The 26,844-nt window shown below is 60.1% G+C and carries 23 protein-coding genes; 9 read left to right on the top strand and 14 right to left on the bottom strand.

Annotated elements, in window-relative coordinates; genetic code table 11:
- Positions 1-25: 25 nt before the first annotated feature.
- Complete coding sequence (locus PH552_RS25760) at positions 26-4,816, bottom strand: NAD-glutamate dehydrogenase (protein ID WP_113250818.1); 4,791 nt, start codon at positions 4,814-4,816, stop codon at positions 26-28.
- A gap of 292 nt (positions 4,817-5,108) precedes the next feature.
- Between PH552_RS25760 and pdxY the strand changes: the two genes are divergently transcribed.
- Both pdxY and PH552_RS25750 read left to right on the top strand, forming a co-directional pair.
- Entirely contained in the window at positions 5,109-5,984 is an 876-nt protein-coding gene (gene pdxY / locus PH552_RS25755) for a pyridoxal kinase PdxY (protein WP_113250819.1), read from the top strand.
- A gap of 72 nt (positions 5,985-6,056) precedes the next feature.
- Positions 6,057-6,698: a carbonic anhydrase gene (locus PH552_RS25750; protein ID WP_113250820.1), complete on the top strand. Its 642-nt coding sequence runs from the start codon at positions 6,057-6,059 to the stop codon at positions 6,696-6,698.
- A gap of 93 nt (positions 6,699-6,791) precedes the next feature.
- Here PH552_RS25750 and PH552_RS25745 read toward each other — a convergent pair whose 3' ends face one another.
- The 10 genes from PH552_RS25745 to PH552_RS25700 form a co-directional block, all read right to left on the bottom strand.
- Complete coding sequence (locus tag PH552_RS25745; RefSeq protein WP_183765267.1) at positions 6,792-7,613, bottom strand: lytic murein transglycosylase; 822 nt, start codon at positions 7,611-7,613, stop codon at positions 6,792-6,794.
- A gap of 286 nt (positions 7,614-7,899) precedes the next feature.
- Entirely contained in the window at positions 7,900-8,934 is a 1,035-nt protein-coding gene (locus PH552_RS25740; RefSeq protein ID WP_112339856.1) for an aspartate-semialdehyde dehydrogenase, read from the bottom strand.
- Between the two features lie 369 nt (positions 8,935-9,303).
- Complete coding sequence (locus PH552_RS25735) at positions 9,304-9,813, bottom strand: Dps family protein (RefSeq protein ID WP_112339855.1); 510 nt, start codon at positions 9,811-9,813, stop codon at positions 9,304-9,306.
- Positions 9,814-10,111: 298 nt separating this feature from the next.
- The gene (locus tag PH552_RS25730) at positions 10,112-10,861 is read right to left on the bottom strand and encodes an SDR family NAD(P)-dependent oxidoreductase (protein WP_112339854.1); all 750 of its coding nucleotides are present in this window, start codon (positions 10,859-10,861) and stop codon (positions 10,112-10,114) included.
- A gap of 159 nt (positions 10,862-11,020) precedes the next feature.
- Complete coding sequence (locus tag PH552_RS25725; RefSeq protein WP_112339939.1) at positions 11,021-11,275, bottom strand: ArsR/SmtB family transcription factor; 255 nt, start codon at positions 11,273-11,275, stop codon at positions 11,021-11,023.
- A gap of 238 nt (positions 11,276-11,513) precedes the next feature.
- Positions 11,514-12,278, bottom strand: coding sequence for a lipid A 1-phosphatase LpxE (lpxE, locus tag PH552_RS25720; protein WP_285166346.1), 765 nt, complete (start codon positions 12,276-12,278; stop codon positions 11,514-11,516).
- Positions 12,279-12,464: 186 nt separating this feature from the next.
- Positions 12,465-13,577 carry a 3-isopropylmalate dehydrogenase gene (gene leuB / locus PH552_RS25715; protein WP_112339853.1) on the bottom strand — a complete coding sequence of 371 codons (1,113 nt, stop codon included), beginning with the start codon at positions 13,575-13,577 and terminating at the stop codon, positions 12,465-12,467.
- A 269-nt stretch (positions 13,578-13,846) separates the two neighbouring features.
- Positions 13,847-14,665: a sugar phosphate isomerase/epimerase family protein gene (locus tag PH552_RS25710; RefSeq protein WP_183765271.1), complete on the bottom strand. Its 819-nt coding sequence runs from the start codon at positions 14,663-14,665 to the stop codon at positions 13,847-13,849.
- 464 nt (positions 14,666-15,129) lie between these two features.
- Positions 15,130-15,738 (bottom strand): 3-isopropylmalate dehydratase small subunit, encoded by a 609-nt coding sequence (leuD, locus tag PH552_RS25705; protein WP_113250824.1) that lies wholly within the window; start codon positions 15,736-15,738, stop codon positions 15,130-15,132.
- A gap of 193 nt (positions 15,739-15,931) precedes the next feature.
- Entirely contained in the window at positions 15,932-16,168 is a 237-nt protein-coding gene (locus PH552_RS25700) for a hypothetical protein (protein ID WP_112339850.1), read from the bottom strand.
- Between the two features lie 111 nt (positions 16,169-16,279).
- Here PH552_RS25700 and PH552_RS25695 point away from each other — a divergent pair, with 111 nt between their 5' ends.
- Entirely contained in the window at positions 16,280-17,224 is a 945-nt protein-coding gene (locus tag PH552_RS25695) for an HpcH/HpaI aldolase/citrate lyase family protein (RefSeq protein ID WP_112339849.1), read from the top strand.
- 26 nt (positions 17,225-17,250) lie between these two features.
- Complete coding sequence (locus PH552_RS25690) at positions 17,251-17,457, top strand: DUF1737 domain-containing protein (RefSeq protein ID WP_112339848.1); 207 nt, start codon at positions 17,251-17,253, stop codon at positions 17,455-17,457.
- A 47-nt stretch (positions 17,458-17,504) separates the two neighbouring features.
- Here the strand turns inward: PH552_RS25690 and PH552_RS25685 are convergent, their stop codons facing one another.
- A complete protein-coding gene (locus PH552_RS25685; protein ID WP_112339847.1) occupies positions 17,505-17,942 on the bottom strand; it encodes a metallopeptidase family protein in 438 nt (145 codons plus the stop codon).
- Between the two features lie 162 nt (positions 17,943-18,104).
- Here PH552_RS25685 and PH552_RS25680 point away from each other — a divergent pair, with 162 nt between their 5' ends.
- The 5 genes from PH552_RS25680 to bfr all read left to right on the top strand — a co-directional run bounded on the left by PH552_RS25680 (position 18,105) and on the right by bfr (position 24,935).
- Entirely contained in the window at positions 18,105-19,100 is a 996-nt protein-coding gene (locus PH552_RS25680) for an ImuA family protein (RefSeq protein WP_246698651.1), read from the top strand.
- 40 nt (positions 19,101-19,140) lie between these two features.
- Positions 19,141-20,568 carry a Y-family DNA polymerase gene (locus PH552_RS25675; RefSeq protein ID WP_285166365.1) on the top strand — a complete coding sequence of 476 codons (1,428 nt, stop codon included), beginning with the start codon at positions 19,141-19,143 and terminating at the stop codon, positions 20,566-20,568.
- Positions 20,565-24,032, top strand: coding sequence for an error-prone DNA polymerase (locus PH552_RS25670; RefSeq protein ID WP_285166345.1), 3,468 nt, complete (start codon positions 20,565-20,567; stop codon positions 24,030-24,032). The genes PH552_RS25675 and PH552_RS25670 overlap by 4 nt, the downstream gene beginning before the upstream one ends.
- 140 nt (positions 24,033-24,172) lie before the next feature.
- A complete protein-coding gene (locus tag PH552_RS25665) occupies positions 24,173-24,484 on the top strand; it encodes a (2Fe-2S)-binding protein (RefSeq protein ID WP_112339845.1) in 312 nt (103 codons plus the stop codon).
- On the top strand, positions 24,450-24,935 hold the full coding sequence (bfr, locus tag PH552_RS25660) for a bacterioferritin (protein WP_069611399.1): 486 nt from the start codon (positions 24,450-24,452) through the stop codon (positions 24,933-24,935). Before PH552_RS25665 ends, bfr begins: the two co-directional genes overlap by 35 nt.
- Before the next feature lie 47 nt (positions 24,936-24,982).
- On the opposite strand, the gene PH552_RS25655 is transcribed toward bfr, so the two are convergent.
- Both PH552_RS25655 and PH552_RS25650 read right to left on the bottom strand, forming a co-directional pair.
- Complete coding sequence (locus PH552_RS25655; RefSeq protein WP_112339844.1) at positions 24,983-25,522, bottom strand: RNA pyrophosphohydrolase; 540 nt, start codon at positions 25,520-25,522, stop codon at positions 24,983-24,985.
- A gap of 15 nt (positions 25,523-25,537) precedes the next feature.
- Positions 25,538-26,722 (bottom strand): divergent polysaccharide deacetylase family protein, encoded by a 1,185-nt coding sequence (locus PH552_RS25650; RefSeq protein WP_183765283.1) that lies wholly within the window; start codon positions 26,720-26,722, stop codon positions 25,538-25,540.
- Positions 26,723-26,844: the final 122 nt, after the last annotated feature.

The following is a 26,844-nucleotide window of genomic DNA, read 5'->3' as shown; positions in this document are numbered from 1 at the left end:
GCATGACGGGGTCGGGCGGACTGTGTCATCTTGCCCGGCCGTTCGCAAGATCGGTGAGCAGACCGGCGGCAACGGTGATGCGGGCAAGATTAGGATCGCCGCTTTCGCTGAGGCCGCCGAGCTCTTCGGCGATGCGATTGATGCGGATACGGTCTTCCGCATGCCATGCCTGAACCGGCTGCTTGTCCTTCGGATGGTTGGACAATGCGGAAATGACGATATCGCGGCGGGCGCCGGCGATCTGGTCGAGGCTGCGCGCCAAAGCGAGGCTCTCATAATGATCGCCTGTCACGATCCGGCTGCCGGCGAGCAACAAGCGGCCGACGCGGAAGGTCTGCGAGACGGTGAAGTAGCTTTCTGCGGCCCGGTTCAGCGTATCGCCGGTGCGCTCGGCGATCTGCATGATCTCAGGCACGAGGACGAGCGCGTAGATCGTGGCGATCTCCGAAGCGAGCTTCTGCGGCAGGCCGGCGGCCTGGTATTCCGCTTCGCGAGCGGCGATTTCGGCTGCAAAATCCGCTGGGATATGAGTCAGGAAGACTGGCCGCAGCTTCTTCAGGGCAGCACCAAGCCGGCTAACGGTTTCGTCGATATCGCCCTTGGTCGCTCCGGTCTTCAGGAGGAGGCGCGTCAGCGCGGTGTAGACCTCGGTGATCTCGCCATAGACTCGGTTCTGCATCTGGCCGCCGACCTTACCGTCAAGTGCGTCGGTCTCGTTCCAGAGCCGGTCGAGATCGAAACCGTCGCGCGCGATGACGGCCGCCTTGACGACTTCGGCAGCCGATACGGCCGTCGCGTCCATCATACTGACGACAAAGCCCGGGCCACCACGGTTGATCGCTTCGTTGGCAAGCGCCGTGCCGATGATCTCGCGGCGCAGACGATGGTTTTCGATATCCGTGGCATTCGAGCGCTGCATCTTGGCCGGGAAATAGCGGCTGAGGGTGGCGGCGAAATAGGGATCGTCGGGCAGGTCGCTGGCAACGATCGCATCGAATAGAACGATCTTGGCGTAGGAGAGCAGCACACCGATTTCAGGGCGGGTCAACGGGCGTCCGTTGGCATAGCGTTCGGCGAAGGTCTGATCGTCAGGCAGGGTCTCCACCTTGCGGTTGAGCTGCTTGGCCGCTTCCAGCACGCTCATGAAGCGGCTGAGTTCGAGAGCGTTGCCTGTGCCCTTGCGCTCTGACAGCGAGATTGCCAAGGATTGCAGATAATTGTTGCGCAGAACGAGCGCTGCGACCTCGTCGGTCATGGAGGCGAGCAGCGTGTCGCGCTTGGCGCGTGTCAGCCGGCCGTCATGCATGGCACTCGCAAGCGCGATTTTGATGTTGACCTCGACGTCGGAGGTGTTGACCCCGGCGGAGTTATCGATGGCGTCGGAGTTGCAGCGCCCGCCCTTCAGGCCATAGGCGATGCGGCCTTTCTGAGTGACGCCGAGGTTGGCGCCCTCGCCGATCACCCTGGCGCGAACCTCGTCGGCCGTGATGCGGATTGGATCGTTGGCGCGATCACCGACGTCCGAGTCCGTTTCAGCGGTTGCCTTGACGTAAGTGCCGATGCCGCCGAACCATAGCAGGTCCACCGGCGCCTTGAGGATCGCCGTCATGATCTCGAAGGGGGTTGCGACCGACTTCTCGATGCCGATGGCAGCGACCGCTTCCGGCGTCAGCGTGACCGATTTGGCCGAGCGCGAGATGATCATGGCGCCCTTCGACAGGACCGACTTGTCGAAGTCCTGCCAGCTCGAACGCGGCAGGTTGAAGAGGCGTTGCCGTTCGGCGAGCGTCTTGTCCATGTCCGGATCGGGATCGATGAAGATGTCGCGATGGTCGAAGGCGGCAAGCAGGCGGATTTTCGGCGACAGCAGCATGCCGTTGCCGAAGACGTCGCCGGACATGTCGCCGACGCCGACGACGCTGAAGGGCGTCGTCTGGATGTCGATGTCCATTTCGCGGAAATGCCGCTTCACCGTTTCCCACGCACCGCGGGCGGTGATGCCCATCTTCTTGTGATCGTAACCGGCCGAGCCGCCCGAGGCAAAGGCATCGTCCAGCCAGAAGCCGGCTTCCTGCGCCAGCGCATTGGCGGTGTCGGAGAAGGTGGCGGTGCCCTTGTCGGCGGCGACGACGAAATAGGGGTCGTCGCCGTCAAGCCGCACGGTGTCGGCCGGTGGAATGATATCGGCGCCGGAGATGTTGTCGGTGATCGACAGCAGCGTGCGGATATAGGTCTTATAGGCCTCGCGGCCGGCGTTGAAGATTTCGTCGCGGCTGCCGCCGACCGGAAGCTTCTTCGGATAGAAGCCACCCTTGGCGCCGACGGGCACGATAACAGCGTTCTTGACCTGCTGCGCCTTTACGAGGCCCAGCACTTCGGTGCGATAGTCTTCCGCACGATCCGACCAGCGCAGGCCGCCGCGCGCAACCTTGCCGAAGCGCAGGTGGACGCCCTCCACTTCGACGCCGTAGACGAAGATTTCGCGGAAGGGGCGCGGTTCGGGCAGGCCATCCAGCAGTTTCGGATCGAGCTTGAAGGCAAGCATGGCCTTTGGCGTGCCGTCGGTGTTCTTCTGGAAATAGTTGGTGCGCAGCGTCGCATCGATGGCGTTGACGTAGCGGCGCAGGATGCGGTCGTCGTCGAGGCTTGGAACGTCGGCAAGCTGGGCTTCGATGCCCGCGTGCAGGTCGACAAGCTTTTTCGTGCGGTTCTTCTCGCTGAGCTTCGGATCAAGCGTGTCATGGAAGAGGCGGAAAAGCGAGGCAGCGATGCGCGGGTATTTGTCCAGGGTCGCGGCGATGTAATCCTGCGAATAGGCGATGCCTGCCTGGCGTAGATAGCGGGAATAGGCGCGGAGCACATTGGTCTCGCGAGCGGAAAGGTCGGCGGAGACGATCAGCCGGTTGAAGGCATCATTGTCGATCGTGCCGTCGAAGGCGGCGAGGAAAGCTTCCTCCAGTGCCGCGCCATGGCGGGCGAGATCGATCGTCGCGCCGCTGCGAGCTTCGAGCTCCATATCGTGAAGGACGACATGGCCGGTCGAGCCGTCCCTGGCAGTGACATAAATATCGAAGGTGCGCTCGCTCATGACGTTGAAGCCGAGATTTTCGAGGAGTGGCACGCGGCGCGACAGCGCCAGGTTGCCCTGGCCGTGAAAAATCTTCAGCGAGAAAATGTCGCCGGCCTCATCCTTGCGGATATAGAAGGCGATGCGGATCGGTTCGGCGCCGGCGGTTGCCGTGATATCAGGCAGATCGGCAACAGCGTCTTCCGGCGAGAAGGCTTCCTGAAAGGCCTGGCTGACGGAGATGCTCGGCGCCTTCGGGCCTGCCAGCATGACGAAGCGTTCGTCCCAGCGGGCGGTGATGGCGCGGATCGCCTCTTCGAGTTTCGCTTGCGGAATATGCGGCGTCTTGCCGGTGCTGCGGCCGATGATGAAATGCACGCGCGCCACGCCGCCTTCCGGGAAGGCCGGATAATAGGCGGAGACGCGACCGTCATAGACTGACTTCAGGTAGTTGCCGATCTTTTCGCGGACGACGGAATCATATTCCTCGCGCGGAACATAGACGATCACCGAGACGAAACGGTCGAAATGGTCGATGCGCGGCAGCGCCCGCACCCGCGGCCGGTCTGTCAGGTCGTTGATCTGTTCGGCGAAGCTTGCGAGCAGCGTGGTGTCGATCTGGAAGAGATCGTCGCGCGGATAGGATTCCAGCGTGTTTTCAAGCATGCGGCCGGAATGGCTCGTGGGATCGAAGCCGAAATGATCTTTGACCTTCTGTACTTTCGAGCGCAGCAGCGGCACTTCGGTTGCCGTACTGGTATAGGCTGTGGAGGTGAAAAGGCCGACGATGCGCAGCTCGCCCGTGACATTGCCGTCCGCATCGAAGCGCTTGACGCCGACATAATCCATATAGGCACGGCGGTGGACGATCGATTTGACGTTGGCTTTGGTGACGATCAGGAAATCCGGCCCGTCGAGGAAAGCGAGAATTTCCGGCGTCGTGGTGACGGCGTCCTTGCCTTGCCGGAGAACGCGCACATCCGGATTGGAAAGAATGCCGAGGCCGGTGCCCCGATCGCGCTCCACCTTGGCATTGGCGCCCTTGCCGGAATAGACATATTCGCGCATGCCGAGGAAGGTGAAATTACCATCCCGTAGCCAGGCAAGGAAGGCGAGCGCCTCGTCGCGATCGTTCTTGCGGCGGCCAGCTGCCTCATAGGTGGAAAGTTCGGAAATGACGGTATCGAGGCGCGACAGCATCGGCTTCCAGTCGGAAACGGTGAGATGCGTCTGATCGAGCACGGTCTGGACCCGCTTGGTCAGATCGGTCGCCTGCGCTGTCGTCAAGGGCGAGAGATGAAGCTGGATATGGCTGACGCGATGGGCTGGGTCGCTTGGCTGATCGGCGGAATAGAGGCTCGGCTGCTTGCCCTTCTCGATGACCAGGATAGGGTGCACCGCCATATAGAGATCGCGGTAGCTGCTGGTCACCTCGCCCATGATCGATTCGTAAAGGAAGGGCATGTTGTGGTCGGTGATGGAGAGGATCGACACGGCGGTGCCATCGGGCTCGATATTGGCGACCTGCTCGATGCTGACGCGCGGAGAGGTACCGCTCCAGGCTGCCAGTTCCCTGGCCGCGTGCCTCGCGGCAAGAGCTAGCATTTCCGGAGTGTACCGCTCCATATCGTCATTGCTGGCGCGACCGAACAGGATTTCGGGATCAAGATGCGCCTTGCCCGATGCCGCGGCTATTTTGCGTGCCGCGTCGATCTGTTTTTCCCGTTTCGGATTGGTTCTGGGCGCCATGAAATTCCTCCCGATTTTCGAATTCTGACCACAGTAGCAGAAGGTTTAGCGAAAAAACTGGCAAAAAGAATGCGGATTTGGTTGCTTTTGGACCGATTTCGCTCCGTTTTTTTAAAAATCTTGCTGGAATATGCGATCTGGATGCAAAGCAGATGAACATTGGCATGAAATTGGCGAAACACGGACGTCAACAGAGGTTTTCATGACTCTGTGAAGCGCGGTTGACAGAGTGGCGCCAAAGGGATCATCAACGGCGCCATGCAGTGCGAAGCCCTGAACTGAAAGCAAGATCATGTCGCAAATGTCGGCCGGCGCCGTTATCGTCATTTCCAGTCATGTCGTCAGAGGCTCCGTCGGCAATCGTGCGGCCGTTTTCGCGCTGGAAACGCTCGGCCACCCTGTCTGGGCGCTGCCGACCATCGTTCTGCCCTGGCATCCGGGCCATGGCCGCTCCACGCGGCTGACCTTCAACGAGGCGGATTTCGACCACGCCATCGACGATCTCATAGCGGCACCCTGGCTTTCCGAGGTGAAGGCGGTTCTCTCGGGCTATTTCGGCAATGCCGCACAGGCGCGCTCCGTCGCCAGGCTGGTGACTGCCCTGCGGGAAAAGAATCCCGATCTTTTCTATGCCTGCGATCCTGTGATCGGCGACGCCGGCGGTCTTTACGTGCCCGAGGCAACGGCCGAAGCCATCCGCGATCTCCTGATCCCGCTAGCCTCCTTGGCCACGCCGAACCGTTACGAGCTTGCGTGGCTGGCCGGTGCGCCACTCGAGGATAACAACGCCATCATGGAGGCGGCCCTTGCGCTGGGACCTTCGCGCATGCTGGTAACCTCGGCTGTGCCGATGATGGCCGGCGGCATCGGTAATCTCTATCTCAGCGGCCGAAACGCGCTGCTTGCCGAGCATCGCAGCATCGAGGGGGCGCCGAACGGCCTTGGCGATCTCCTGTCCGCCGTGTTCCTGTCGCGCCTGCTCTCCGGCGTGGACGAGGAAAGGGCACTGCAGCTGACGACGGCCAGCGTCTACGAAGTGCTGGCGCGCGCCGTCAAACGCGGCAGCAACGAGCTGACGCTTGCCGTCGATTCAGCGAGCCTGTCGACGCCGATGGCGATGGTGCAGCTGCGGCACCTGGTCCATCCGGCGCAGCGGCGAAAAAAATAGCGGCTTACGACGGTTAACGCTTTTTACAGCGCAACAGTTGCCATCGGCCAAACTGCGCTGTAATTCAATGTCATGCAAAGCTTTCCCGACACCCTTCTGAACGGTTATCGTAACTTCATGAGCGGGCGTTACGTCGATGAGCGCGAACGCTATCGCAATCTGGCCGAGCTCGGCCAGAACCCATCGACCCTTGTGATTGCCTGTTGTGACTCCCGCTCGGCCCCGGAGATCATCTTCGATGCCGGCCCGGGAGAGCTCTTCGTCATCCGCAACGTCGCCAACATGGTGCCGCCCTATGAGCCGGATGGCAATTTCCATGCAACGTCGTCGGCACTCGAATTCGCTGTCCTGTCGCTTAAGGTCTCCGATATCGTCGTGATGGGCCACGGCCGTTGCGGCGGTATCCGCGCCGCGCTCGACCCCGATGCCGAGCCGCTGTCTCCTGGCGATTTCATCGGCCGATGGATGGGCTTGCTGAAGCCGGCCGCCGAACAGATCCAGAGCAACGATATCATGACAGCGGCCGAGCGCCAGACGGCGCTTGAGCGCATTTCGATCCGCAATTCGCTGGAGAATCTGCGCAGTTTCCCGGAGATCAAGGCGCGGGAAGAAGAGGGCAAGTTGCACCTGCATGGTGCATGGTTCGACATTTCGACGGGCGAGCTATGGATCATGGACCCAAGCACCCGCGATTTCATCCGCCCTGACGTTTAACGGCCGGACGTTTATTGGGGCGAGCGGCAGATCAAATGAAAAGGCGCTGCGCACCATCCGGTCGCAGCGCCTTTTTAATTCATGGTATCAGGCTTACCTGCCGTCGATCTGCTGACCGATATAGGCGATCGCCTGCTGATAGACCCTTGCGTCATTCCAGCCGGCAATAGCGGAGAAATTCGGCTCGCCGGGCTGATAGCCGGCGCCGGGCTGCCAGCCATGGCCGCGCAGGAAGTTGGCCGTCGAAGCGAGTGCATCCGCGCGCGAGCCGACGAGGTCGACCCTGCCGTCGCCATCTTCGTCGACGCCGAAGGCAACGACGTTCTTGGGCATGAATTGCGTTTGGCCGATTTCGCCATGCGCCGCGCCGCGCGCCGACGGGCTGAGGTAGCCTTCGCCGACAAGCTTCAGGGCGGAGTAGAGCTGCTCGGTGAAGAAGGCCGAACGACGGCAATCATAGGCAAGGGTCGAAACGGCGGAGAGCGTATGCTGGTCACCCATATAGCTGCCGAAGCCGGTTTCCATGCCCCAGATCGCGATGATCGGGCCTGGGGGGACGCCGAAACGCTTCTCGATCTTGGCAAACAGTGCCGCGTTGGCCTGTTTCATGCTCCTGCCACGATTGATGATGGTCTGGCCGCCGCGCTTCTTCATGAATTCCTCGAAGGAAAGCTTGAAGCTCTTCTGGCCGCGATCGGCGCGGATGGTGGGCTGGTTGTAATGAACGTTGGCGAAGGCCCTATCGAGGACCGAGGGGCTGACGCCTTGTCCTTGCGCTTCGCGTTTGAATTCCTGCACCCAATTCTCGAAACCGGCGGAAGTGTTGCCACAGGATGCCGCATTTGCGGCAATCGGCGTCGCCAGCAACAACCCGCCCGCCACGAGAGTTGCCATTCCAGACTTTGTGATGCGCATTCAGTGTCCCCGAATTCTCACCGCGCCGCGGGCGCGGTAACCGTTTTGAAAGGCGCATAAACCCTCCAGTTTCCAGGCTTATGCGCTGTCTAGTTGCCACTGGACCATGCCAGCATCCAACCGTTCTGTCATTATCTCATTTTAGCGATCAATGTTTCGCTTCACGTGAAACACGACCCCCAAACCCATTTGCAAAAGCCCCGCCTTTCATCCGAAATGGCGAGGCTTTCATTCGATCCTGCTTAGCCGGCAAGGATTTATAAACCGTAAATTGGTTTACGGATCCTTACGCAGCCTGCTTGCGCGGCTTGATCAGGCCGCGGTTGACGAGCAGTTCGGCAATCTGGATGGCATTGAGCGCGGCGCCCTTGCGCAGGTTGTCGGAGACGACCCAGATGTTGAGGCCGTTTTCGACCGTTGCGTCCTCACGGATGCGCGAAATGTAAGTCGCGTCCTCGCCGGCGGATTCGTACGGCGTGATGTAGCCGCCGTTTTCCTGCTTGTCGATGACGAGGCAGCCGGGAGCTTCGCGCAGGATATCGCGGGCTTGGTCGGCGGTGATCTCGTTTTCGAACTCGATGTTGACGGATTCGGAATGGCCGATGAAGACGGGGACGCGCACAGCCGTGCAGGTGACCTTGATCTTCGGATCGAGCATCTTTTTGGTTTCGGCCAGCACCTTCCACTCTTCCTTGGTGTAACCGTCTTCCATGAAGACATCGATGTGCGGAATGACGTTGAAGGCGATGCGCTTGGTGAACTTCTTCGCTTCGATCGGGTCGGCGACGAAGACGGCGCGGGTCTGGTTGAACAGCTCGTCCATGCCGTCCTTGCCGGCGCCGGAAACCGACTGGTAGGTCGAAACGACGACGCGCTTGATCTTGGCGAAGTCATGCAGCGGCTTCAGCGCAACGACGAGCTGCGCGGTCGAGCAATTCGGGTTGGCGATGATGTTGCGCTTGGTGAACTGCGTGACGGCATCCGGGTTCACTTCCGGAACGATCAGCGGCACATCGGCGTCGTAGCGCCATGCGGAGGAGTTATCGATGACGACGCAGCCCTGGGCGCCGATCTTCGGCGAGAACTTCTTCGAAACGTCGCCGCCGGCCGACATCAGGCAGATGTCGGTGTCGGAGAAATCGTAGTTCTCCAGGTTGGAAACCTTCAGGGTCCGGTCGCCGAAGGATACTTCGGTTCCCTGCGAACGGGCCGATGCGAGTGCCACGACCTCATCGGCCGGGAAGCCGCGTTCGGCCAGGATATTGAGCATTTCGCGGCCGACATTCCCGGTCGCGCCCGCTACTGCAACTTTGAAACCCATTTCTCAAGCTCTCTTTCTCTTCTCTCCTCTTTGGCGAGGGGGGAACCGCGGTCATAACGACCGGTTCCTGTCCCCGGCCGAGCCGGGGAGAGAGCGGCAGGCCAGAGACGTCAGACGGTTTTCGTCGTCGTTTTGGCCTTGGTTTTGGAAGAAACCGGAAAATGGACATCCCGCCCGGCACATTGCGCCAGGTGACTGAAGCTATCGAGCTGTTCGAAGCGAACCATGGAAGTCTTCCTTTTCCGTCGCCGGTTCTAAGATGTTTTCCACAGGAGTCAAGGATTTCCTCGCTTCCATCGGTGCGGAAGCGAGGAAATCGAGCGTGCCGAAACGGGCCTTCACCATGTTCGAAGGCGCGCCGTTTCAGTATCAGCGGTTGGACTTGCGTGTGGTTTCAAACAGGAACCAGGTACGGCGCTCGGTCTCGTCGATCCAGTTTTCCAGAAGGCTGGCTGTAGCGACATCGCCGTACTCGTCGCAGACGTCGTGGACGGCGCGCATTTCGGCAGAGAGCTTCAGATTATCGTCCGCCAGTTCTGCGAGCATGTCCTGCGGATCGACATATTCGGCGTCATTGTCCGGAATGCGCTGCAGCTTGGCGATTTGACCGATCGACCGCAGGGTCGTTCCGCCGATCTTCCTGGCGCGTTCGGCCATGGGGTCGGTCATATCGAAAATCTGCTCGCCCTGTTCGTCGAGAAGCAGATGATAGTCGCGGAAATGCGGCCCGCTCATGTGCCAGTGAAAATTCTTGGTTTTGAGATAAAGGGCAAAGACATCCGCCAGCAGGGCGCTCAAGGCTGCGGAAATATCGCGCGTTGCCTCCTCGCTGAGATTGGTGCGCGTACCCAATTTCGATTTGGTATTGGCGGTATTCATAAAGACGTCCTCCGTTGTTGTTCACGACAGCGATCGCCGGCGGATCTTAGGGGAGTTCGATGGCATTCGCTGCCGCGTAGGATCGCATTGAAGATAGAATCGTTTTGAAATCTCACGGCCTGATATTGCCGCTTTGCGGCCTGGCGGCTGTGATGCTTGGTCGGAAAACCCGAACGGATCTACTAAATAGGAAAATGAGGTGGTTTGGCAATTGTTTGCTAAAGTATCGACCGGGCGCGCGGTTGTGTCGCGCCCGGCAAACCGCCCTCCTCTCGGAGGGAAATATCGCGAACAGCGACTACTTCAGACCACCACCGACATAGAGGGTTTCGCCGGTTACCCAAGCGGCATCCTGCGAAGCGAGGAAGACGGCGACCGGAGCGATATCGGTCGGCTGGCCGAGACGGCCGAGAGGGGTCTGGGAGACGAGATGCTTTTCAAAATCGCTGCCGATAATACCTGCGGCGACGACGCCTTCGGTCTCGACGCCGCCCGGTGCCAAATTGTTGACGCGGATATTGCGTGAACCGAGTTCCTTGGCGAGGATCTTGGTGATGGAATCCACAGCGGCCTTGGTTGCCGTATAGACGGAGGCAGTCGGCAAGTTCATGCTGACGGCGTTGGAGCCGATGTTAATCACACTGCCGCCTTCGGAGCCGAAATGCTTTACGGCTTCCTGCGTAGTCAGCAATGTGCCCAACACATTGATATTGAACTGGCGATGAAATTCCTGCTCGGCGAATTCCTCGATCGAGGCGAATTGGTAGACGCCGGCATTGTTAACGAGGATATCGACGCGTCCGAAGGCCTGTTTAGCTTCGGCAAAGAGTTGCTTGACGTCGTCGGCCTTGGAAACATCGCCATGAACGGCGAGCGCCTTACCGCCCTTTGCCGTGATTTCCGCCACCACCTTATCGGCACCTTCGCGGCTCGAGGCATAATTGACGATGACGGCTGCACCCGCCTCGCCCATCGCCTTGGCGATGCCCGCGCCGATTCCCTTGGATGCTCCGGTCACGATCGCGACCTTGCCTGCCAGTTTGCTCATGTCATCTTCCTTCGGAAATTGTAAGACAGTTTTATAATCATCAAATCATTCGGCGCATGCGACCCGAAAACCGATCCGCATCGTCACTTTGATATTTAGATAATCATCTAATTGATACAAGGGCAGCGACAGCAAATGCTGGCGAGATCGTCGGAATCGTCAGATCTTGGAAAGTTCCGCCATATAGGCGTTCAATGTATCGCGACGCAGGACAAGGTTTGCGAATTTGCCGTCCCGCTGGATCTCGATGAGTCCGGCATTCTCAAGTTCCTTGATATGATGGGACATCGTCGCGGCGCTGACGGCATGGCACTCGTTGAGCGTGCTGCAGGGCATGGGTTCGCTGCGCGTGCCGATTTCCTTGAGGATCTGCACACGTCGCGGCTCGGCAAGCGCCCGGGAGATCAATCCCATCTGCCTTTCGCTCAAACGTATCGGCCCGGCATCCATGATTTTCATCGCAAATGAACGAAATCGGGTTGACCACCTTCGGTGACCCGCCCGTCAGATATATGAATGTACGGCGGGCTTGGCAACCTTTGCGGCGCGGTTGCTATTGAAAGCTGCTTTTACCGCGCTGGTGGAAGCTTTGCCTTGGTTCATCGAGAGTGCTGTCGGTTCGATGCTGCGGATGCCGATAATGCGGATCGGATCAAGCGTTGGCTTGACCTGACTTGCTGCCCTTGAATAGCTGCCATTTCGGCGTCGGCCAGCCGGCGGCGTTGATGCGGAAAAGCAGGCCATAGCGGGAATAGACGATTGCCGTCATGAAGGAAAACCAGCCGCCGAGCGCTAGGCCGGCGATGACGTCGCTTGGATAGTGCGCACCGACCATGACACGCGTGATCGCCAGCCACAGAGCGCAGGCAGCAAAGATGTAGCGGTAGCGAGGGAACACGAAAGCAAGCGCCACGAAGAGGGCGCCGATGGTGGTCGCATGGCCTGATGGGAAGCTCTCGAAGCTGGCCCGGCCGTTGAAGGGCGAGAAGCCGAACGGCCCCCAATCGGCAAAATGGGTCGGACGGGCGCGGCCGATGGCGCGCTTGAGCAGATTGGCGAGAAGGCCGGAAAGCACGACTGTCGTCAGCAGGTAGCCGCCGATCTGGCAGACACGCAACGCCTTGCAGCGACAGCGCTGCGAATGCAGCAGACGGCTACCGGCCCAGCCTTCGAAGAGCAGAAAGGCGCTGATGATGATGATCCACTCGGAATCCCCGAAATTCGTCAGCATCTTGCCGAAGAAGTGAAGGGGTGGCGAAAGGTTCTTGATGGTGGCTCCGACAGGCCAGTCGAACAGAAGCGCCGAGAGCAGCACAATATTGGCTGTCAGGAAAAGGCAGATTTTCCAGTGAGACGGTGCCAGTGCCGCATCGCTTCGCCGCCAACGCCTGTCGAGAGACGTCAAGATCGCCTGCATAACCATTGCCCGTTTGATTTCCAATCAGCCGGATGACTAGCAGGTTCCTGTAACAGTATTTTTAAGAGCTCCGAGATCGGTCCGCCGATGCGAGGAAAAGCGGAAACGCTCTAATGAAAACCCCGCGCTGCGCTGCAGAGCGGGGTCTCGTGTTTCACGTGAAATATATCAGGCGATCTGTCTGGCTTAGGCCGAAAGCGCCTTGAATTCGGCGAGGATGGCGTCACCCATTTCTGTCGTGCCGACCTGACGGCTGCCAGCCGACATGATGTCGGCAGTGCGGATGCCGCTGTCGAGCACGTTGGCGATCGCCTTTTCCAGCGCATCGGCTTCAGAAACCATGCCGAAGGAATAGCGCAGGCACATCGCGAAGGAGGCGATCATGGCGATCGGGTTGGCGATGCCCTTGCCGGCGATATCGGGGGCCGAGCCATGCACGGGTTCATAGAGCGCCTTGCGCTTGCCGGTCTTGGCGTCCGGTGCGCCGAGCGAAGCGGACGGCAGCATGCCGAGCGAGCCAGTCAGCATGGCGGCGACGTCGGAGAGCATGTCGCCGAACAGGTTGTCCGTCACGATGACGTCGAACTGCTTCGGCTGGCGAACGAGCTGCATGCCGCCGGCATCGGCGAGCATATGCTCGAGCTGCACATCGGCATATTTTTCCTTATGCGTCGCGGTGACGACCTGGTTCCAGAGCACGCCCGACTTCATGACGTTGCGCTTTTCCATCGAGCAGACGCGGTTGCTGCGGGTGCGCGCCAGTTCGAAGGCGACGCCGGCAATACGCTCGATCTCGTAGGTATCGTAGACCTGTGTGTCGATGCCGCGCTTCTGGCCGTTGCCGAGATCGATGATTTCCTTCGGCTCGCCGAAATAGACGCCGCCGGTGAGTTCGCGGATGATGAGAATATCGAGGCCGTCGACCAGCTCCGGCTTCAGCGATGAGGCCGATGCCAGCGCCGGGTAGCAGATAGCCGGGCGTAGGTTTGCGAACAGCTGCAGATCCTTGCGCAGGCGCAGCAGGCCCGCTTCCGGACGCACTTCATAGGGTACAGCATCCCATTTCGGGCCGCCGACGGCGCCGAAGAGGACGGCGTCAGCCGCAAGCGCCTTGCCCATGTCTTCTTCGGAGATGGCGGAGCCATGCGCATCATAGGCGCAGCCGCCGACAAGGCCTTCATCCGTGACAAAGCCGGCATTCTTTGCCTCGTTCATATAGGCGATGATCTTGCGAACTTCGCCCATGGCTTCGGGACCGATGCCATCACCCGGCAGGAGGAAAAGATTGCGCACTGTCATGGGAAAGCCTCCGCGAAAGAAAAAGTTGCGGGGTTTTTAGACCTGCAAATACGGCTTTTCAAGCGAGGAAAGGGCCGAAACGGTACGGTTTTCGGGCGTATTGAACCGAAAGCTTACCCACGTTCCATCGGGGAGAGGGCGCGCGGAACGCGCGGGGTGAGGAGGCGTTACCGGAGATTTTAGGTAAATCTGGTAGCGGCAGCTTCGTGCCGCCCCTCATCCGCGCCCTCCGGGCACCTTTCCCCAAGGGTAGAAGGGATATCCAAACCTTACTCCGCCAGTCCGAGCGAAGCGAGGTAGGCGGCCGATGCCGGAATCTTTGACTTATCCTTGATCTCGATGATCAGGCGCGGATTGCTGTTAAGCTTGGCAAGGGCGGCAAAGACGGCGCGCCAATGGATGCTGCCTTCACCGAGGCTCCAGTGACGGTCGGCATAGCCGTCGGCGTCCTGCAGGTGGACATGCTGCAGGCGGTTGCCGGCGGCGTGGACGTAGTAGTCGACCGGCGGAGCGCCCGTGTAGCCGTGGGCGTAATGGGCATGGCCGGTGTCGATCGAAACCGCGACGGCGGGCGAATTGAAGCTGTCGGCGAGGCCGACGCGGATATGGGGATCCTTGTCCTCGATATTCTCGATGACCATGGTCAGCCCGATATCTTCGGCACGCTTCACGGCTTCTTTCAGCGTCAGATGCGTGTATTCGATGATCTTTTCGCGCTCGCCCTTGTTGTTGTCGAGGTTGTTGTAGGACCACGACGTAAAGGGGCTATGGATGACCATCTGCGTGGCGCCGATATTGGCGCAGACGTCGAGGGCCTGCAACAGGCGCCTGGAGACGACGGCGCGGATATCCGGATCCTGAGAAGCGATGACGAAGCCCCAGAACGGGCCGTGGATGCCAAGGCGGCCCTGATGGCCGTCGAGCAGCTTGCGGGCGCGTTCGGCCAGCGGAGCCCAGTCGCCGTTGAGGATTTCGGCTTCGACGAAGCTCTGCAGTTCCAGGTCGCGCGGCTTTTCGAGCAGCCAGTTACGATGAATTTCGACGTCGTCAAGCGTCATCGCGGCGCCGACAATGGGAAGGGAGGTCATGAGGGGCTCCAATGCGTGGAGAAATTTAAGGGTGGGAGAGATGCCCGAAGGTTCTCGGCACGCCTGTATGGACCTCCTTCTTGTCGATCATATTACAGCGGATGAGAAAGGTGATGTCTCAGCTGTTTTCGCGGGATTTGCGTTTCCCTCTCCTGAGGTGCTGCAACTGCGGGATAGTCCCTTCTCCCGCTCGCCCAGAGCAATCGCATATAGACAGATCAACCCCTCTTCAGTCCTCTCACAGTTCGTTTCGCTCAACTGTTCGAGTTCACCTTCTCCCGCCCCTTCGACAAGCTCAGGGCGGGGCGAAGGGTTTTGACGGAATCGCCCCTCTCCCCGTCAAAAGGGGAGCTTTTTATTTTATATGCAATGGCCCTTCCACAGGCGGGACAGGGAGTCCGTTTCGGCATGAAAAAGCCGGGCGCAAGGCCCGGCTTCGAAACGCGAAATAATGATAAAACCGATCAGGCTGCCCAGGGGCGCGATGCGGCGTTCGTCTTTTCGAAATTGTTGATCGCGGAGGATTTTTCCAGCGTCAGGCCGATATCGTCGAGGCCGTTCAGCAGGCAGTGACGCTTGAATTCGTCGAGTTCGAACTTCAGCGAGCCGCCGTCCGGACCGGTGATTTCGAGGTTTTCTAGATCGACCGTCAGGATGGCGTTGGAGCCGCGCGAGGCGTCGTCCATCAGCTTGTCGAGGTCTTCCTGGCTGACCTTGATCGGCAGGATGCCGTTCTTGAAGCAGTTGTTGTAGAAGATGTCGGCGAAGCTGGTCGAGATGACGCAGCGGATACCGAAGTCGAGAAGTGCCCAGGGAGCATGCTCTCGCGAAGAGCCGCAGCCGAAATTGTCGCCGGCGACGAGGATCTTGGCGTTCTGATAGGCCGGCTTGTTCAGCACGAAATCCGGGTTCGGAGAACCGTCTTCATTGTAGCGGGCTTCAGCGAAGAGGCCTTTGCCGAGACCCGTGCGCTTGATGGTCTTCAGATAATCCTTCGGGATGATCATGTCGGTATCGACATTGACGACCGGGAGAGGTGCTGCGACACCGGTCAACTTCACGAACTTGTCCATGGGGTCCTGCCTTCATTCTCGTCTAAGCACGAATTATCTTGCCAATAGAGCAAATCCGGCCCGAAATGAAGGAGAATCTTGGAAATGCTCTAAAAGGCGGCGTTTGGGTCGCATTCCATCCTTCGAGCACGTGTCCGAGCTTGGGTGAATGCGTTCGGCAGCCCGCAAGAGGCTACCCTCACCTGTTTCGACCTCAGAGGTCGATGATCGTGCCGCGACCGTCGTTCCAGATGCGCATTTCGCGCTGGCCGTTCGTCTTTGCCTTGGCGTGCACCGGCGCCGGCTTCATGCGCAGCGAAATCGCGCGGGCTGCCATGAGCACGGTCAGGATGCCGCCGACGGCAAGCGTGACCGAAACGGTAAACAGCGCCATGGCTGCAAACACGGTAATACCGGCGAGCGCGATGAACAGGGAACGGATATTCTGCATGGTCGAGACCTCTCTACTCCGAGCAATGTGGTCCTCATCTCTGTCATCTGCAAGAGGAGCGTGGCTTTTTGTTGACTTGCCTGATGATCAAAAGCGCGGCAAAACAGCACAATGAGCCATTCCGCGAGCCAAGATTCCCCTTCCCGCCCCGCCCGCCTGCGCCGCTCGGTCTTAAGCGTTCCCGCCAGCAATCGGCGCGCGCTGGACAAGCTTTCGAGCCTCGATTGCGACGCCGTCATCTTCGATCTCGAGGATTCGGTCTCGCCGGAAAAGAAGGCCGAGGCGCGGGAGAATTTGCGGACCTTCTTTTTAGCCTCGCCGCTTCCGGGCAAGGAGCGGATCATCCGCATCAATGCGCTTTCCTCCAATTTCGGGGCCGACGACCTGGCGCTGGTCACGGAGCTGGAGCCGGATGCGGTCCTCTTGCCCAAAGTGGACGAACCGCAGAATGTGACCGGCGTCAGCGACAGGCTCGCGGAAGCCGATGCGCCGGAAAGCTTGCGTATATGGGCGATGATCGAGACGCCGCGCGGTATCCTGAACGCCGCTTCGATCGCCGAGGCCGGACGCACGGCGGGCAGCCGGCTCGATTGCTTCGTCGTCGGCCTCAACGATCTCAGAAAGGAAACCGGTGTCCTGCCGCAGCCTGGTCGCGCCTATCTCGTGCCTTGGCTGATGCAGGTGGTGCTTGCTGTCAGCGCCTATGGGCTCGAGGCCATCGACAGCGTCCTCAACGATTTCAAGGATGACGCGGCATTCGAGGCCGAATGCGGCCAAGGCCGCATCATGGGCTTTGCCGGCAAGATGCTGATCCATCCGAACCAGATCGAAGCGGCCAACCGGCATTTCGGCCCCGATGAAGCTGCCATCGCCGAGGCTGAAGCCATCATATCAGCCTTTGCCGAACCGGGCGCTGACGCTCTCAATGTCGTGAACCTTGGTGGGCGGATGGTGGAGCGGCTGCACCTTGTCCAGGCGGAGAGACTCGTCCATAAAGCTCGCCTGATCGAGCAGCGCTCTTCGGGCGCTGCCGGAACGCCCCGTAGCGACGTCTGATTGCTAAATACAAGAAAGATGCTTTGATGAAACTCTACCGCTTCCTCACCGGTCCCGATGACGCTTCCTTTTGCCACAAGGTAAGTGCGGCGCTGAACAAGGGCTGGGAGCTGTACGGTTCGCCGACCTATGGCTTCAATGCCGCGAGCGGCCGGATGGAGTGCGGCCAGGCCGTCATCAAGGACGTGGCCGGCAAGGATTACGATCCGGATATGAAGCTTTCCGAACAGTAAGCCATAACTGAAGTTCTTCCCCCGGCCGTCTTGCGGTCGGGGTGGTATCAGCGATCCGTCGCTTCTTCAGCGCTTGCCTCGATGCGCTCCATGTCCTCGTCGCTCAGGCCGAAATGGTGGCCGATCTCATGGATCAGGACATGGGTGATGATGTCGCCGAGGGTTTCGTCGTTTTCAGCCCAATAGTCGATGATCGGTCGGCGATAAAGGCGGATCTTGTTGGGCATATCCCCGGTCTGGGCGGTGAAGCGCTCCGAAATGCCGCGGCCTTCGAAGAGACCGAGCAGGTCGAAAGGTGTTTCCAGCGCCATGTCCTCGAATACCTCGTCATCCGGGAAATCTTCGATGAGGATGATGAGATCACCGGTGAGTGAGCGGAATTCATCCGGCAGATGGCTGTAAGCCTCCATTGCCAGAGATTCGAATGTGCTGATGGAGGGCGAGTGGCGATCCCGCCAATCTTCGCTCTGGTCGACGCGAGCCATGAATATTCCTTCCTTGGCTGGTCATATAGAGGCTTTGCGCCGCTTTTACGAGTGTAGATTGCGGCAGAGGAATATTTTCTCATGAAATGGTGTTGACTCTTTTCGCAAGCTCTGGAATCCATAAGAACATAACAGGAACATTATCGATCTGGAGTGAACGTCATGGCCGAGGCCGCCGTGGCGCGGGAAACGCTTTTTGCCCTGCGTGAAACCATTGCCAGACTGGAAGGCAGGCCGATTCCGGCACTGGCAGCGGCGGCGCATGAGATGCTGGCGGCCAAGCCGGCCATGGAATCGGCAGGTATTGCGAAACCTCTACCTGTCCAGCCAGGGTCTGCTCAGCCTAAGCCGGCTCAGCCGTTTCTTGCGACCGGCGTCGACGATCTCGATGTTGGCCTGCAAGGCGGCCTGCCGCTCGATGCGCTAACGGAAATCCGTTCGCTCGGCCTGCGCGATGCGGGGGCGGCGAGCGGCTTTACCCTTGCGCTTGCCGCGCGGCTTCACGCGCAAACGTCGGATACGGCCGTGGCCAAGTCTCCAATCCTGTGGATCGGCGATACGGTCGCCACGATGGAGGCGGGCCTGCCCTATGTCATCGGCATCCGGGATTTCGGCTTGGAACCCGAGGCTTTCCTGCAGGCGTCGCCGCGCAAGCTGGATGATGCGCTCTGGGTGGCGGAAGCAGCCCTTGGCAGTGCGGCCTTTGCCGTCGTCATTCTGGAAGTGCGCGGCAATCCCGCCCGTTTCGGCCTAACCGAAAGCCGGCGGCTGGCGCTGAGGGCCAAGGCGGCGGGGCGGCCCTTATTTCTGTTGCGACAGGGAGGCGAGGAGGAGGCAAGTAGCGCCCTCTTCCGCTTTTCGGTCGAACCCGCGCCGGCGCTGGCGCGACCCCTGCCGGACGGATCGGTGCTTGGCGGCAGCATCGGTCATCCGGCCTTTCGTCTGACCTTGGAAAAGAGCCGAAATCCGGCGCCCCTTTCCATAACCCTGGAGTGGAATGCCCATGACCGCCGCTTTGCCCCTATCCTCGACACTCAACGCCCTGCCTTTCCCGGCGAACACGCAGCGCATTCTGGCGCTGACCTTTCCGCATCTGCCGACCGACCGCATCGCGCGCAAGCGATGGGGTCTCTCCTGGCGTTCGACAGGCAGGCTTGAAGTGCCGCCGCTCGCCTGCGCCGGCAAGCTCAACAATGCCATGCGGCTGACCGCCCTCAACGAGCGCGCGGAGATGATCGGCCTGAAGCAGGGTCAGGGTGTGGCCGAGGCAAAGGCGATCTGTCCCGATCTCGATGTCATCGAGGAGGACCTCGCCGCGGATCGCAAGCTTTTGGAAGCGATTGCCGACTGGTGCGACCGCTATACGCCGCTGGTGGCGATCGATGGCAAGGATGGCCTTTTTCTCGATATTACCGGCTGCGCCCATCTTTTTGGAGGCGAAGAGGCACTCCTCGAGGACATCCTGATCCGGATTTCCCGGCTCGGTCTCGATGTGCGCGGCGCCATTTCCTCCGCGCCCGGCCTATCCTGGGCGGTTGCTCGTTTCGACGATAGCCGTGTCGTTCCTTCGGAAGCCATGGAGGAAGCCTTGGCGCCACTGCCTGTGGCGTCTCTGAGGCTCGGTGAAGAGACCATTGCCGCGTTGCAGAAGCTGGGATTGAAGCAGGTGGGCGACCTTCTGGCCGCGCCGCGGGCGCCGCTTGCCCGCCGGTTCGGCGCGCAGCTGCTGCTGCGGCTCGATCAGGCCGTCGGCCTCGTCGAGGAGCCGATCTCGCCGCGCCGTCCGGTCGCGCAATTATCGGCCGAGCGGCGGCTGGCCGAGCCGGTGCAGGCGGAAGCCGATATTCTCCAGCTTGCCCGCCAGCTTGCCGAAAGCCTGAAGTCGGGGCTGGAAGCCCGCGGCATTGGCGGTCGTTCCTTCGAGCTCCTGCTCTTCCGTGTGGATGGTGCGGTCTTCCGCATCGCGGCCGGCGCGTCGCAGCCGCTGCGGGAACCGAGCAGGATCGCCAGCCTGTTCACGGAGCGCTTTGGCGCCATTCATGACGATCTCGATGTCGGCTATGGTTTCGAAATCATCCGCCTCAATGTGCTGCAGCATGCGCCCTTCGATGCCATGCAAGGTGATTTCGTCGGAGAAGGCCGCCAGGAAGGGTCGCTTGCCGCCTTTGTCGATCGCGTGGCCGCCCGGCTCGGACCGGACTGCCTGCAAGGATTCGAGCTGCGGCAGAGCCATATCCCCGAACGAGCCGTGCGGCCACTGCCGGCCATGACTATCCTCGCATCGAGGCGGCGCGCAGGTCAGGAGGATGCCGGCCACGGCTTCTTCCGCGGCGAGCGGCCGCTGCGGCTGCTTCGCATGCCGGAACTGGTCGAAACCATTGCTGCCGAAGTGCCTGACGGCCCTCCCCGGCAGTTCCGCTGGCGGCGGGTCATGCATCGGGTCAGCCGGGCCGAAGGGCCGGAGCGGCTTTCGGCGGAATGGTGGCTTGAGGAAAAGGAAGAACCTGTCCGCGATTACTTCCAGATCGAAGATGAAGAAGGTCATCGTTTCTGGCTGTTCCGCAAGGGGCTCTATGGCCGAGGCAGCACGACGCCGGACTGGTATATGCATGGGGTCTTCGCATGAATGCGCGCCCGAGCTTTCACGAACCCATGCCCTTCTTCGAGATCGGGGTGAGAACGAATTTCTCCTTTCTCGAAGGTGCCTCGCATCCGGAGGAAATGGTGGTGCAGGCCGCCATCCTGAAACTGTCGGGGTTTGGGATTGCCGACCGCAATTCGGTTGCCGGCGTCGTCAAGGCGCATGCGCATACCAAGGTTCTCTGGGAAAAATATAAGGAAGGCATTGAGAAAAATCTGACGCTTCGAGCCAAGGGCGAGCCAGAAAAGCCGCTTCTGAAGCCGGTCCCTTTCCAGCCGGGCGCCCGCCTCGTGTTTTCAGACGGCACCCCGGACATTCTTGCCTATCCGGAAAATCGCAAGGGCTGGGCGCATCTCTGCCGATTGCTGAGCGCCGGTAATCTGCGCGGCGAAAAAGGCATATGCATCCTTAATGAAAGCGACCTCGTAGAATGGGGTGACGAGATGATGCTGGCGCTCGTTCCCGATGCTGAAAGTGTCGAGGCGCCGGAGGAGCAGGCAAGGCTGGAACAATGTCTGCAGCGGCTCTGGATGCGCTTCGGCCGGAAGTTCCACATGGTCCTGTCGCCAGCCTATGACGGGCGGGACCGCATGGTCTTCGCGACGCTTTCCATCCTGGCGCAGCGCAATGGCGTGCGGCTGATCGCCAGCAACCAGCCACTCTATCATGCGACCGAACGCAAGCCGCTTGCCGATATCGTCGTTTCGATCCGTGAGCATGTACCGATCGCCGAGGCCGGCTTCAGGCTGGCGGCGAACGCCGAACGCTACATGAAGGACGCTGCCGAGATGGCGCGACTCTTCAGAGATTATCCGAAGGCTATCGCCAATACGCAGAAGTTTTTTAGCCGGCTGTCTTTCTCATTGGATGAGCTGAAGCATAACTATCCCGACGAAAGCACCAAGGGCGAAACCGTTGCGGAGACGCTGAAGCGACTGACCTGGGAGGGCGCCAGATGGCGCTTTCCTGGAGGGATTCCTCCGAAGGTTTCGACGCAGATCGAACATGAACTCAAACTCATCCGGGAGCGGCAATATGAGCCTTATTTCCTGACGGTGCATCGCATCATGGAGTTTGCCCGCAGTGCGAATATCCTGTGTCAGGGGCGCGGATCGGCGGCCAATTCGACGGTCTGCTATTGCCTCCGGATTACCGAGGTCAATCCGGAAATAACAAGCTTGCTTTTTGAGCGCTTCATCTCGACGGAGCGCGAGGAGCCGCCCGATATCGATGTCGATTTCGAGCACGAGAAGCGGGAAGAGGTGATCCAGTTCATCTACAGGCATTACAAAAAGGAGCATGCCGGGCTGACGGCGGCGGTCACCAGCTATCGGGCGCGCTCGGCCGGCCGTGAAGTGGCGAAAGCCTTCGGTCTGTCGGAGGATGTGCAGTCCGCCCTTGCCAGCGGTGTCTGGGGCTGGTCGACGGAAGAACTGTCCGAGCGTGAGGCGAAGATTGCCGGCCTCGATCTTACAAACAAGACGACGCAGAACGTCCTTTCCTATGCCTCGACGCTAATGGGATTTCCGCGGCATCTGACCCAGCATGTCGGCGGCTTCGTCATCACCCGGGATCGGCTGGATGAGGTCGTGCCGATCATGCATACGGCGATGGACGATCGCTATATGATCGAGTGGAACAAGGACGATCTCGACAATCTCAACATCTTGAAGATCGACGTGCTCGCGCTTGGTATGCTGACCTGCCTTGCCAAGGCCTTCGACCTGCTGCTGCTGCATTACGACGTGAAGAAGCAGCTCTCCGACCTTGGCAGCGGTGAATACCCCGACCGGTTCCCGGTCTATGACATGATCTGTCGTGCCGATACGATCGGCGTCTTTCAGATCGAAAGCCGGGCACAGATGAGCATGTTGCCGCGTCTTCGGCCCCGCAAGTTCTATGATCTGGTCATCGAGGTAGCGATCGTCCGTCCCGGCCCCATTCAAGGAGACATGGTTCATCCTTACCTCAAGCGGCGGGATGACGATCTTCACAAGCGGCCGATCGAATATCATCGTCCGGAGTTGAAGGCTGTTCTGGAGCGAACTTTGGGGGTTCCGCTGTTTCAGGAACAGGCGATGCAGATCGCCATCACCGCAGCCGGATTTTCGCCCGCCAAGGCCGATCGGCTGCGCCGATCCATGGCGACGTTCAAGCGAACGGGGAGGGTCGATGAATTCAAGAAGGATCTGGTTTCGGGCATGGTCGCGAATGGCTATCCTCAGGACTTTGCCGAACGCTGTTTCAGCCAGATCGAAGGTTTCGGCGAGTATGGCTTTCCCGAAAGCCATGCGGCCTCCTTCGCTCTGCTCGTCTACGCCTCCTCCTGGCTCAAGGCCTATTATCCCGATGTCTTCTGTGCGGCGATCCTCAATGCCCAGCCGATGGGCTTCTATGCCCCGGCGCAGTTGGTGCGTGACGCACGCGAGCATGGCGTCGAGGTGCGGCCGGTGGATATCAATCGTTCCAGCTGGGATTGCCTGCTCGAGCGGGGACGCTTCGATCAGGATGCGGTCGAGCCGCGCCATGCGTCGATGCGCGGGATTATCAAGACGCAATGTGCCGTCCGCCTCGGCTTCCGGCAGGTCAAAGGCCTATCCGAGGAGGAGATGCAGCAGCTCGTCGAGCGTCGTGGTGATGGCTATCGGTCCGTGCGCGATCTCTGGCTGCGCTCCGGTCTTGCAAAGGCGCAGATCGAGCGTCTGGCGGATGCGGATGCGTTCGGCTCGATCGGCTTGAGCCGACGGGAGGCGCTATGGGCCGTGCGGGCCCTCGATGCCGGAAGTGCCGCCGAAAAGCTTCCCCTCTTCGATCTCAGCGATCATGCGGAGCTGCAGGTCGAGCCGGCGGTTGCGCTGCCGGAAATGCTGCCCGGCGAGCAGGTCATCGAAGATTATCGCTATCTGTCGCTGTCGCTGAAAGCACATCCGGTTTCATTCCTGCGCGCCGATTTCGCGCGGCAGGGCATCGTGCAAAGCCGGGATCTGCCAAAGGTGGCGAATGGGCAGATGGTGACGATCGCGGGCCTGGTGCTGGTGCGCCAGCGGCCGGGTTCGGCCAAGGGGGTGATCTTCATGACCTTGGAGGATGAGACCGGTGTCGCCAATGCGATCGTCTGGCGGAAAAAATTCGAGAAATACCGCGCCATCGTCATGGGCGCGCGGCTGGTGAAGATCCGTGGCCGGCTGCAGAGCGAGAGCGGCGTCATCCACGTGGTGGTCGATCATATCGAGGATATGACGCCGGCGCTCGGCATTCTTCAGCGCGAGGCACGGCGTTTCGGCGTCAGCGATCGGGCGGATGAGGCGCTGCGGCCGACTATGGACCACCGACGAAAGGAGAAGTCCCCTATGCTGCCAGGTGGAACCGCTGCCGGGACAGCGGCGGACGACCGCAGCAACGGTGCCGAAACGGCCAGAGTCATGCCGCGAGGTCGTAATTTCCATTGAGATTCCGGCCTTCGCATCCCAGGCGAAAGGTCAATGGCCTCATCGACGGATGAATTCGAATCGTTTCTTTCTTGACAAAGGGCGTCTTCTTTAGCAGATAACAAGACAGCGGATGTCATGTTTGACGGGCTGAACGAAGAATGCTGGTTTGCAGTTGTAATTACATCACCGACAAGGAAATCAGGGACGTCATCACTGAACTCCTCGATCAGGACTGTTGGCAGCTCATCGTTCCCGCCAAGGTTTATCACGCTATGGAAAAGCGCGGCCGTTGCTGCGGCTGTTTCCCGAATGTCGTTGATATCATTATACAGACAACCGAGGATTATCATGCCCGTCGCCACTCGACGGAAGCGGAAATATTTGATTTCATGTCCCGCCTGAAAAAATTCCATGAAGACAACAGGAGAGCGGACATTGAAAGGCGACAAAAAAGTCATCGAGCGGCTTAACGAGGCGCTGTTTCTCGAGCTTGGTGCAGTCAATCAATATTGGGTTCATTATCGACTCCTCGAAGACTGGGGCTACACCAAACTCGCCAAAAAGGAGCGCGCAGAATCCATAGAGGAAATGCAGCACGCCGATCGCCTCGTTGCCCGCATCATCTTCCTCGAAGGTCATCCCAACCTGCAGACGCTGGCGCCGCTGCGCATCGGCCAGAATGTCAAGGAAGTGCTGGAAGCCGATCTCGCTGGCGAATACGACGCCCGCACGGCCTACAAGAAATCCCGCGACATCTGTCACGATGCCGGCGACTATGTTTCGATGAAGCTGTTCGAAGAGCTCTTGGCGGACGAGGAAGGCCATATCGATTTCCTGGAAACCCAGCTCGAACTCCTCGGGAAGATCGGCGAAGCCAAGTATGGCCAGCTCAACGCCGACTCCGCCGATTCCGCAGAATAGCTGACGCTTTGCAGAACCGGCCGCTTTCGCGGCCGGTTCTCTTGTAATCAGTCCTCGGCTTTCAGGCCCGCGAGATGGCTGAATTCCGAGACGACCCGCTCATAGACCGATCGCTTGAAGGCGACGATGAGTTCGGGTAGCGCCTCCATTGGCTTCCACTCCCATGCATCGAATTCCGGCTCATGGCCGCCCGGCGGCGGGTTGATGGCGATCTCGCTTTCGTCGCCATCGAATCGGAAAGCAAACCAGCGCTGCGTCTGGCCGCGGTATTTTCCCCTGAGGCCGATGCCGATCAGCTGCGGCGGCAGATCGTAGTTGATCCAGTCTTTCGCCTCCGCCAGCAGGGTCACGGTTTTCATACCCGTTTCCTCGTAGAGCTCGCGATAGGCGGCTTTCAATGGATCTTCGCCCTCGTCTATTCCCCCCTGCGGCATCTGCCAAAGCTGCGGCGAGCCGTCGTATTCGGAATTGCCGTCGGGAATGCGGCGCCCGGCCCAGACCAGACCATCCCGGTTCAGGATCATGACGCCGACACAGGGGCGGTAGGGCAGGTCTTCAGCTCTCACGGGCGCGTGGGGCGTGCTCATCTTTCTCTCCAGCGATCAGGGATGTTTCGGGTCTTCGGCAAGCGCCGAGACAGCAACGATTTCTATGCCGCGCATGGCGGCTTCCTCACTCCATTTGCCGATGGCGTCGACGCTTTCATCGAAGGCGGAGGCAACGCCGATCGCCGAACCGTTGCGGCGGGCAATGCGCTCCAGCTCATCGAGCTTCTTCAGGATAGCATCCTGCTGCAGCTCTCCATCGAGCTGGATATCGGCAAAGGCATGCGGCACTTCCAGCGTTTTCGACAGCATTCCGGATTTCGATTGTGCCGATGAGCCATCATCGAGGAACAGCAGGCCGCGTTTGCCGACGTCGCGCAGCACCGGTTCCAGCGCATTGGGATTGGCAAGGAAGCGGCCGCCGAGATAGTTCATGACGCCGGTATAATTGGTGATCTTGCCCATTGCCTTATGCAGGTTGTCGATATTCTTCGCCGACGACAGCGAGGTCAGCAGCGTATCCGGGCCGGGATTGTTGCTGGGATAATCAAAGGGCTCGAAGGGCACCTGGATAAGGATCTCGTGGCCGCTGCGCCTTGCTTCCTGCATCCAGCGCTGCAGGCTGTTGCCGCTGGCGGCAAAGGCGAGCGTGATTTCCTCCGGCAGCTTTTCGATGGCGCGCTGGGTGCCCGTCTGGCTGAGGCCGAGGCCGCTGACGACGATGGCTATGCGCGTGCCGCGGGTACCGGACCAGGGTCGCGCATATTGATCCATCGGTCTAAGCCCGCTCGGCGCGGTGATCGGCAGCTTGCCGAAGGGCGAATCCTCCAGCAGGCTTTCGTTCGGCGTCGCCGCCATGCGCGGATCCTGGCCCACCTGATTGGCGTTGATCAAGACCGGGCCGCTGCCGTCGCGATTGCCGGGGCTGAACATGGTGACGACCGAACCGTCGTCGGTGACGACGCGCGTCGTATTGGCGCCGGATTGCGGATCGACCTGGGTCAGGGTCGATTGGCCGTTCGGCGTCGCCTTGGTCTCGGCTTGCGGCGCTGGCTCTTCCTTCTTTGCGGCCTCGATCGGCCGGGTTTTCTGAAGCTCGTCGCGCTGCAGCGCGGAATAGAGGGAGAAACAGGCAATCGCGATCAGACAGAAGCTGCCGAGAATGCGCCCAAAGGGTGGAAGACGCCGCTGGCGGCCGGGGCGGCGATTCTGTCCCAACGGTGCATGCAGATCCGTTCCCAAAGTTCCTATCCACCTCAAGCGGAAAACTGTATCGGCGCGAGCACTCTCTCCCCCGCAGCCGAGCGGCAAGATGCCCGCAACACTCAAAGTTCCAAAACATGAACAAAGCTGTTTTGAACAAG

Origin of the sequence: Rhizobium aureum, from assembly GCF_030182495.1 — a bacterium.
Taxonomy (GTDB): domain Bacteria; phylum Pseudomonadota; class Alphaproteobacteria; order Rhizobiales; family Rhizobiaceae; genus Rhizobium; species Rhizobium tropici_C.
Note: the sequence above shows the minus strand (reverse complement) of the source record. Positions and strands in the feature narration are given on the sequence as shown.

Coding starts and splice junctions, on each gene's coding strand:
- PH552_RS25760 (WP_113250818.1), bottom strand. CDS start 4,816: ATGGCGCCCAGAACCAATCCGAAACGGGAAAAACAGATCGACGCGGCA.
- pdxY (WP_113250819.1), top strand. CDS start 5,109: ATGTCGCAAATGTCGGCCGGCGCCGTTATCGTCATTTCCAGTCATGTC.
- PH552_RS25750 (WP_113250820.1), top strand. CDS start 6,057: ATGCAAAGCTTTCCCGACACCCTTCTGAACGGTTATCGTAACTTCATG.
- PH552_RS25745 (WP_183765267.1), bottom strand. CDS start 7,613: ATGCGCATCACAAAGTCTGGAATGGCAACTCTCGTGGCGGGCGGGTTG.
- PH552_RS25740 (WP_112339856.1), bottom strand. CDS start 8,934: ATGGGTTTCAAAGTTGCAGTAGCGGGCGCGACCGGGAATGTCGGCCGC.
- PH552_RS25735 (WP_112339855.1), bottom strand. CDS start 9,813: ATGAATACCGCCAATACCAAATCGAAATTGGGTACGCGCACCAATCTC.
- PH552_RS25730 (WP_112339854.1), bottom strand. CDS start 10,861: ATGAGCAAACTGGCAGGCAAGGTCGCGATCGTGACCGGAGCATCCAAG.
- PH552_RS25725 (WP_112339939.1), bottom strand. CDS start 11,275: ATGGGATTGATCTCCCGGGCGCTTGCCGAGCCGCGACGTGTGCAGATC.
- lpxE (WP_285166346.1), bottom strand. CDS start 12,278: ATGCAGGCGATCTTGACGTCTCTCGACAGGCGTTGGCGGCGAAGCGAT.
- leuB (WP_112339853.1), bottom strand. CDS start 13,577: ATGACAGTGCGCAATCTTTTCCTCCTGCCGGGTGATGGCATCGGTCCC.
- PH552_RS25710 (WP_183765271.1), bottom strand. CDS start 14,665: ATGACCTCCCTTCCCATTGTCGGCGCCGCGATGACGCTTGACGACGTC.
- leuD (WP_113250824.1), bottom strand. CDS start 15,738: ATGGACAAGTTCGTGAAGTTGACCGGTGTCGCAGCACCTCTCCCGGTC.
- PH552_RS25700 (WP_112339850.1), bottom strand. CDS start 16,168: ATGCAGAATATCCGTTCCCTGTTCATCGCGCTCGCCGGTATTACCGTG.
- PH552_RS25695 (WP_112339849.1), top strand. CDS start 16,280: ATGAGCCATTCCGCGAGCCAAGATTCCCCTTCCCGCCCCGCCCGCCTG.
- PH552_RS25690 (WP_112339848.1), top strand. CDS start 17,251: ATGAAACTCTACCGCTTCCTCACCGGTCCCGATGACGCTTCCTTTTGC.
- PH552_RS25685 (WP_112339847.1), bottom strand. CDS start 17,942: ATGGCTCGCGTCGACCAGAGCGAAGATTGGCGGGATCGCCACTCGCCC.
- PH552_RS25680 (WP_246698651.1), top strand. CDS start 18,105: ATGGCCGAGGCCGCCGTGGCGCGGGAAACGCTTTTTGCCCTGCGTGAA.
- PH552_RS25675 (WP_285166365.1), top strand. CDS start 19,141: ATGCGGCTGACCGCCCTCAACGAGCGCGCGGAGATGATCGGCCTGAAG.
- PH552_RS25670 (WP_285166345.1), top strand. CDS start 20,565: ATGAATGCGCGCCCGAGCTTTCACGAACCCATGCCCTTCTTCGAGATC.
- PH552_RS25665 (WP_112339845.1), top strand. CDS start 24,173: ATGCTGGTTTGCAGTTGTAATTACATCACCGACAAGGAAATCAGGGAC.
- PH552_RS25655 (WP_112339844.1), bottom strand. CDS start 25,522: ATGAGCACGCCCCACGCGCCCGTGAGAGCTGAAGACCTGCCCTACCGC.